Below are 6,938 nucleotides of genomic sequence, written 5' to 3'. Positions count from 1 at the left end.
GGTCGCCGCCCCCGGCGGCCCATGGTGGGGGGGGGGGGGGGGGGGACCCCCGGGGGGGCCCGCCCCCCCCCCCCCCCCCCCCCCGGCGGTGGGGCCGGACCGTCGAGACGGGAGTGCTCCTGCGCGCCGCCGCCATCGTGGCGATCGTGGCCTCCCACGCCGACCTCGTCGCGCTGCCCGGCGGCGCGCACCTGCTCCTCGCGCTCGTGGGCTTCAACCTCGCCCGCTTCCACCTCACGGGCGCCCCGCGGGGCCATCGGGCGCGTCGGTTGCTGCGCAGTGCCGCGCGCGTCGCGGTGCCGTCGGTGGTCTTCCTCGCCGGCGTCACCGCGCTCACCGGCGCCTATCCCTGGGCGACGGCGCTGCTGGTCAACGGCCTGCTCGGCCCGCCGTCGTGGGCGGAGCCGGCGTGGCACCTGTGGTTCGTGGAGGCGCTGGTCGCCACCCTGCTCGGGGTCGCGGCGCTGGTCTCGCTGCCGTGGGTCGACCGGCTCGACCGGCGGTGGCCGTTCTGGTTCCCGATCGCGCTCTCGATCGCGGCGCTCACCACCCGCTACGACGTGCTCGAGCCTCGCGGCGGTGACGACCTCCACCGCGCGCACGTGCTGTTCTGGCTCGTCGCGCTGGGGTGGGCGACGGCGCGGGCGACCACGTGGCGGCACCGGCTGGTGGTCTCGGCCCTGGTGCTGGCGACCGTGCCCGGCTTCTTCGGGGACCCGGTGCGCGAGGCCGTGGTGGCCGTCGGCGTCCTCGCCCTGGTCTGGGTGCCGTGCCTGCGGGTGCCGGCTGCGGTGGCCCGGCTGGCCGGGCTCCTCGCCGCCTCCTCGCTGTGGGTCTACCTCACCCACTGGCAGGTCTACCCCCACCTGGAGCAGCGCGCGCCGCTCGCCGCCGTCCTCGCGTCGTTCGCCGTGGGCCTGGCAGCGTGGTGGCTCGTCGGCCGCGCGGGCCGCCTGCCCGCGGTCGTCCGGCGGCGAGGACGCGCCCGCCGTCAGGCCGTCGGACCCGGCGGGGCGGTCAGCGCCTCGTCGCCCCGCAGCAGCACCGGCCGGGCGCCCGGCACGACGCTGACGGCGACCCGCGTGCCGACCTCGTGACGCACGGAGTGTTGCTGCCAGGAGCGCAGCGTCCGGCCCGAGGGCAGGCGGACCCGGTGCAGGACGAACGCGCCGTGGTACTCCACGCCCTCCACGACGGCGGCTGACGCGCGGTCGACGGTGAGCGCGACCTCGTGCGGTCGGAGCATCACCTCCACGTCGACGTCGGTGTGGCCCCAGCCGGGCACGGTCGAGACGATGCCGATCTCCGAGGTCAGCAGCGCGTCGTGGACGTGCGCCGGCAGGTAGTCGGCCTCGCCCATGAAGCCGGCGACGAAGCGGGTGGTCGGGGCCTCGTAGACCTCCACGGGGCTGCCGACCTGCTCCACGACGCCGCCGCGCAGGACCGCCAGGCGGTCGCCCAGCGACAGGGCCTCGCCCTGGTCGTGGGTGACGAGCACGGCCGCGCTGCCGGTCTCGCGCAGGACCGCCAGGGTGTCGGCACGCACCTGCGCGCGGAGGTTCTCGTCGAGGCTGGAGAACGGCTCGTCGAGCAGGACGACCGCGGGGCGGGGTGCGAGCGCCCGCGCCAGGGCGACGCGCTGCTGCTCGCCGCCCGACAGCTCGTGCGGGTGACGCCGGGCGAGGTGGCGCAGCCCGACCAGCTCCAGCACCTCCTCGGCCCGGGCCGAGCGCTGGGCCCGGGGGAGGTCGTCCAGCCCGAAGGCGATGTTGCGGGCCACGTCGAGGTGGGGGAAGAGCGCGTGGTCCTGGAAGACCAGCCCGACCCGCCGGCGCTCCGGCGGCACCCAGGTCCGGCCGTCGGCCACCACCGTGCCGGCGATGGTCAGCCGTCCGTCGTCGGGCCGCTCCAGACCGGCCACGAGGCGCAGGAGGGTCGACTTCCCGCAGCCGGAGGGGCCGATGAGGGTGAGCACCTCGCCCGCCCCGAGCGCGAGGTCGAGGGAGCGCACGGCGTGCACCGACCCGTACCGCTTGTCGACCGCCTCGAGGACCAGGGCCGCGCCGTCCGTGCTCCTCACCGGACCACCTCGGCGGCCAGGTCGGCGGGGCGGGAGGCGCGGGTGAGCACGGCGACCGGGACGACGGCGACGGCCACGATGAGCAGGGCGGGCAGCGCCGCCTGCTCCCAGAAGTTCTCCGACGCCAGCTCGTAGACCCACACCGAGAGGGTGGTGAAGCCGAAGGGGCGCAGCAGCAGGACGAGCGGCAGCTCCTTCACCGCGTCGATGACGACCAGCGTCGCGGCGACGGCGACCCCCGGCCGGACGAGGGGCAGGTGGACCCGGGTGAGCAGGCGGCGGGGCCCCGCGCCGAGGGTCTGCGCGGACATGCTCACCGGCGGCGGCACCCGCGAGAAACTGGCGTCGATGGCCTGGTACGCCGGCCCGGTGAAGCGGACGACGTACGCGGCGAGCACGCCGAGGACCGACCCGGTCACCAGCACGCCCGTGCCGCCCTCGACGCCCACGGCCTCGAGGAGCCGGTCGGCGAGGCCGAAGACCGCGAGCACGCCGATCCCGATGACCGCGCCGGGGACGGCGTAGCCGAACGTCGTCAGCTGGGCCGCGCCCCGGACCACCCGCCCGGCGCCGAGCCGCAGGGTGTGCGCCATCAGCAGGGAGACGGCCACGCAAGCGACCGCGACCAGCGCCGCGACGCTGGCGCTGTTCGACAGGTGCTCGCCGAACCGCTCGTCGACCATCCGACCGGGCTGGTCCCGGATGCCGCTGACGGCCCAGGCGACCAACCGCGCCACGGGGAGGGCGAAGGCCGCTCCGACGACCGCCGCGCAGGCGGCGGTCGCTGCCCAGGCGCGGCCGCCGGTGAGGGCCAGCTGCTCGAGGCCCCGGCCCCGTCCGCCGCGCTGGTGGTAGCGGGCCCGGCCGCGCAGCACCCGTTCGAGGGCCAGCACCACCACCGCGGCGAGCAGCACGAGGAGCGCGATGCTGATGGCGGAGGCCACCTGGAAGCTGCCCTTCCACGCGAGATAGACGCCGACCGAGAGGGTGCGCACGCCGAAGTACTGGACGGTCGCGAAGTCGGTGAGGGTCTCCATCATGACGAGCGCGAGGCCGGCCGCCAGCGAGGGCCGGGCGAGGGGCAGGAGCACCGTGCGGAACGCGCGCCACCGGCCGGCGCCGAGCGTGCGCGCCGCGTCGTACGCCGTCGGCGCGAGCTCGAGGAACGCGGCCCGGGCCATCAGGTAGACGTAGGGGTAGAGGGTGAGCACCAGCACCACCGCGGCGCCGCCGACCGAGCGCACGGGGAGCTCGGGGGACGCCTCGCCGAGGACCGACCGGAGCCCCGACTGCACGGGGCCGGCGTAGTCGAAGGTCGACAGGAAGACGAAGCCCAGGATGTAGGCGGGCATCGCCAGCGGCAGCACGAGGAGCCAGCTGAGGACCCGGCGACCGGGGAAGTCGTGGGCGGTGACCAGCCACGCCAGCCCCGTCCCGAGCACCCCCGTGCCGGCGGCGACGAGGAGCAGCAGGACGGCGGTGGTGACGGCCATGCCGAGCGCCCCGCCGGGCGGGTCGGGCACGCCCTGCGCCGCGGCGTACCCGGTCACGGCCAGCACGGGGCTGGCCACCGCTGCCGCGACGAGCAGGACGAGCAGCGACCAGGCCGGTCGCCCGGCCGGGCTCACCGGTAGCCGGCCGCGTCCAGGACCTCGACCGCCTCGGCGTTGAGCGAGCCGTACGCCGCCGCGTCGACCGGCATCCGCTCGAACTCGCCGAAGCCGGCGATGAGCGGCTCGGGCTCGACCTGGGGGTTCACCGGGAACTCGTGGTTGGCGTCGACGAAGGCGTTCTGCCCGTCGGTCGCCAGCCACTCGACGAGCCGCTGGGCGTCGGCCTTGCTGTCGCTGGCGGCGACGACCCCGGCGCCGGAGATGTTCACGTGCACGCCGTCGCCCTCCTGGCTCGCCCAGTAGGGCTCGACGTTGAAGTCGGGGTCCTCCTCGAGCAGGCGCGCGAGGTAGTAGTGGTTGGTGATGCCGACGTCGCAGCCGCCCGCGTCGATGGCCTCGAGCAGCTCGATGTCGTTGCTCATCACCTCGACGTCGTTGGCCACCCAGCCCTCGACGATCTCCTGGGCGCGCTCGCGGCCGTGCAGGTCGATCAGGCTGGCCACGAGGGACTGGGTGTAGGAGGCGGTCTCGTCGCGCATGCAGAGCCGTCCCTCCCACTTCGGGTCGGCGAGGCCGGCGTAGGTGTCGGCGGCGTCGAGCTCGGAGGGGTCGACCGCGTCCGGGTTGTACATCACGGTGCGGGCCCGCATCGCCAGGCCGGCCCACCGGCCCTCCGGGTCCCGCAGGTCCTCGGGGACCGCCGCCTCCAGGGCGGGGGAGTCGACCGGGGCGAGCTGGCCCTGCTCGGCGGCGTTCCAGAGCATGCCGGCGTCGACGGTCATGAAGACGTCGGCGGGCGTGTCCTCGCCCTCGGCCTTGAGCCGCTCGAGCAGCTCGTCGTCGTCGCCGTGGAGGAACTGGACGGTCAGGCCGGTGTCCTCGGTGAACCCCGCGAAGGCCTCCTCGAGGTCGTAGTGCCGCGCGGAGTAGACCTGCAGGTCGGCCTCCTCCTCGGAGCCGAGGAGTCCGCAGGCCGAGATGGCCAGGACCGGCAGCAGCGCGAGGGCAGCAAGGGGAAGACGAGCGAGGGGGCGACGGCGAGACATGGGTTCTCCTAGGACGAGCGGCGCTGCACTGAGGGTAGCCTTTCCTACTCTTTACCCTCGCGACGAGGGCCGCGCCGATCCATCGGCGGATCCACGACGTGGCTCCGGACATGACGCGACCCGGGAACCCCATGCCAGCTCCCGGGCCGCGTCACGCCGCCTTTAGCCACCGCAGAGGTGGCAATACCCACCCCGAAGGAGGGTCTGTGTCGGCCCTCACTCCTCCAGGGCGAGGAAGGACGCGTCGCTGTCGCTCACCAGGACGACGCGCCCGTCGGGCAGGGGCACGATCCGGAGGGCGTCGACGTCCGCGCCGCGCTCGGCCTCGACCATCCGGTTGCCCAGCTCCCCCTCGTCGAGGGTGAGCACCGAGACGAAGCCGGTGTGTCCCCGCTGGACCACGGTCAGCACGGTCCGCCGCTCGGGCAGCCAGGTCAGCTGACGGGGGTCGGTCGCGGCCCCGGCGCGGGTGGCGCTCCCGTAGTCGACGGTGTCGAGGCGGCGGACGTCGGTGAGGTCGGTGACCTTGAACAGGCCGGCCTGGGCGCCCCAGGTGCGCCGGCCGTCCTCCCGCCGCTGGGGGCCCTCGCCGATGCCCAGCAGCCGCCGCTCGCCCAGCGGGTGGAGGTAGGCGCTGAAGCCGGGGACCTTCAGCTCACCGAGCAGCCGCGGTGCTGCGGGGTCGGTCAGGTCGATGGTGAAGAGGGGGTCGACCTGGCGGAAGGTGACCACGATCGCGAGGTCGTCGAACCACCGCACCGAGGTGATGTCCTCACGGGGCGCGATGCCGTCCAGGCGGCCGACCTCCACGAGCTCGTCGCCCCGGCGGCGCATCGTCACGACGGAGCTGGCCGCGTCGGTCTCCGTCGTGGGGGAGAGGGCCAAGCGGAGGACGCCGTCGACCTCGTCCATCGCCCACCGGTCCCGGACCGCACCGTCGACCTGTCCTGCGCCGGCGTACCGGGTGCCGGTGCCCGTGAGCTCGAGGTCGAAGAGGTGGGTGGTTCCCTGGCCGGTCGACCCGCCCCAGGCGCACCGCGCGCCGGGGCCGCACCAGCCCCACGGGTCGACGGCCGCCGAGGCGAGGTAGAGGTGGTCGGTCGACGAGTACGTCGTGGAGGCGTCGGCGGCGACCGCGGTGACGTCCCACCCCTCGGGCTCCCCGGCGGCGAACCCGGCGACGGTGGTGGTGCCGAGGGGGAGCTCGGCCCGGGGGATGGCGACGTCCGCGCAGTCCGACAGCTGCTCCTCCGCGCCGCCGTCGCGCGCGGCTCGCGGGAGCCAGTCGGCGATGGTGGTGTCGGCGACCACCTGCCGGTTGGCCCTCGCCGCCTCGGACCGGGTCAGGCCGCTGCGCCGCCCCGGCTCGAGGAAAACGAGCTCCGGCAGGCCGGTGGAGAGCACCAGCCGCACCACGTCGCCGTGCTGCCGGGCCGCGACCACCGGCGAGTCGAGGTCGACCTGCTCGACGACCTCCATCGCCGCCGGCGAGCCCACGTCCACGGTGAAGACGCGCCCGCCGGCGTCCCCACGGAGGCCCCGCTGCTGCAGGGCGACGACCGTGTCGGCGACGAGGAGGATCTCTCCGTCGCCCGCGCCGGGCAGCGCGACCTCGCCCAGCGGCGCCACCTCCTCGCCGGTGACGTCGTAGGAGCGGAGCACGCTGCCCGAGATGCGGTAGAGGACCTCGCCGTCGGTCTTCGCGACGTCCGGCTCGTCGACCCCGGACTCCTGGACGTTGGTGCCGGTGTCGCTGCCGGTGGCGCGGTCGACCTTCGCTGTGTACGCCTGCCGGACGTCGCGAGCTGTCCCCTGGAGATCGACCGGGAACTCCGCGCCCATTCCGAACAGCATGCGGGGCTGCTTCCACCCGAACGGGCCGACGAGGTCCTGGCCGCGGGTGACGTAGTGCTCGAGGAGTGCCTCGCACGAGCCCGCCGCCACCAGCTCGCCGTGGAAGGACGCCTCGCCCGTCGGCAGGTCGGCGGTCGGTCCGCCCGGGCCGCCGCCGGGCACGTCGGGTGGGCCGGCGACGTGGACGCCGGTCAGGAAGGCCGCGCCGAGGGCGCCGAGGCCGACGAGGGTCCCGACGGGACGGCGCAGGCCGCGGCGGCGCCGTACGCGCCCCTCGCGGAGGATCGCGGCGGTGGGGGCGGGTCCGACCGGCAGGTCGTCCCAGAGTCGCTCGAGGTCGGTCAT

The 6,938-nt window shown here is 75.3% G+C and carries 5 protein-coding genes; 1 reads left to right on the top strand and 4 read right to left on the bottom strand.

Going from position 1 to position 6,938, the window contains the following annotated elements; genetic code table 11:
• The first annotated feature begins 113 nt into the window (after positions 1 to 113).
• Positions 114 to 1,097 carry a hypothetical protein gene (locus ACSMHG_RS02270; protein WP_435741742.1) on the top strand — a complete coding sequence of 328 codons (984 nt, stop codon included), beginning with the start codon at positions 114 to 116 and terminating at the stop codon, positions 1,095 to 1,097.
• Here the strand turns inward: ACSMHG_RS02270 and ACSMHG_RS02265 are convergent.
• The 4 genes from ACSMHG_RS02265 to ACSMHG_RS02250 form a co-directional block, all read right to left on the bottom strand.
• The gene (locus tag ACSMHG_RS02265) at positions 992 to 2,080 is read right to left on the bottom strand and encodes an ABC transporter ATP-binding protein (protein ID WP_435741741.1); all 1,089 of its coding nucleotides are present in this window, start codon (positions 2,078 to 2,080) and stop codon (positions 992 to 994) included. The genes ACSMHG_RS02270 and ACSMHG_RS02265 overlap by 106 nt on opposite strands.
• Positions 2,077 to 3,708: an ABC transporter permease gene (locus ACSMHG_RS02260; protein WP_435741739.1), complete on the bottom strand. Its 1,632-nt coding sequence runs from the start codon at positions 3,706 to 3,708 to the stop codon at positions 2,077 to 2,079. The genes ACSMHG_RS02265 and ACSMHG_RS02260 overlap by 4 nt, the downstream gene beginning before the upstream one ends.
• Entirely contained in the window at positions 3,705 to 4,739 is a 1,035-nt protein-coding gene (locus tag ACSMHG_RS02255; RefSeq protein WP_435741738.1) for an extracellular solute-binding protein, read from the bottom strand. Before ACSMHG_RS02255 ends, ACSMHG_RS02260 begins: the two co-directional genes overlap by 4 nt.
• A 216-nt stretch (positions 4,740 to 4,955) precedes the next feature.
• Positions 4,956 to 6,938 (bottom strand): beta-propeller domain-containing protein, encoded by a 1,983-nt coding sequence (locus ACSMHG_RS02250; protein ID WP_435741737.1) that lies wholly within the window; start codon positions 6,936 to 6,938, stop codon positions 4,956 to 4,958.

The organism is Nocardioides ureilyticus (genome assembly GCF_051280745.1).
Classification (GTDB): domain Bacteria; phylum Actinomycetota; class Actinomycetes; order Propionibacteriales; family Nocardioidaceae; genus Nocardioides.
This window is presented reverse-complemented; position numbering and strand designations above follow the sequence as displayed.

Excerpts from the sequence above, each read along its gene's own strand:
- ACSMHG_RS02255 (WP_435741738.1), bottom strand. The coding sequence starts at position 4,739 with ATGTCTCGCCGTCGCCCCCTCGCTCGTCTTCCCCTTGCTGCCCTCGCG.
- ACSMHG_RS02250 (WP_435741737.1), bottom strand. The coding sequence starts at position 6,938 with ATGACCGACCTCGAGCGACTCTGGGACGACCTGCCGGTCGGACCCGCC.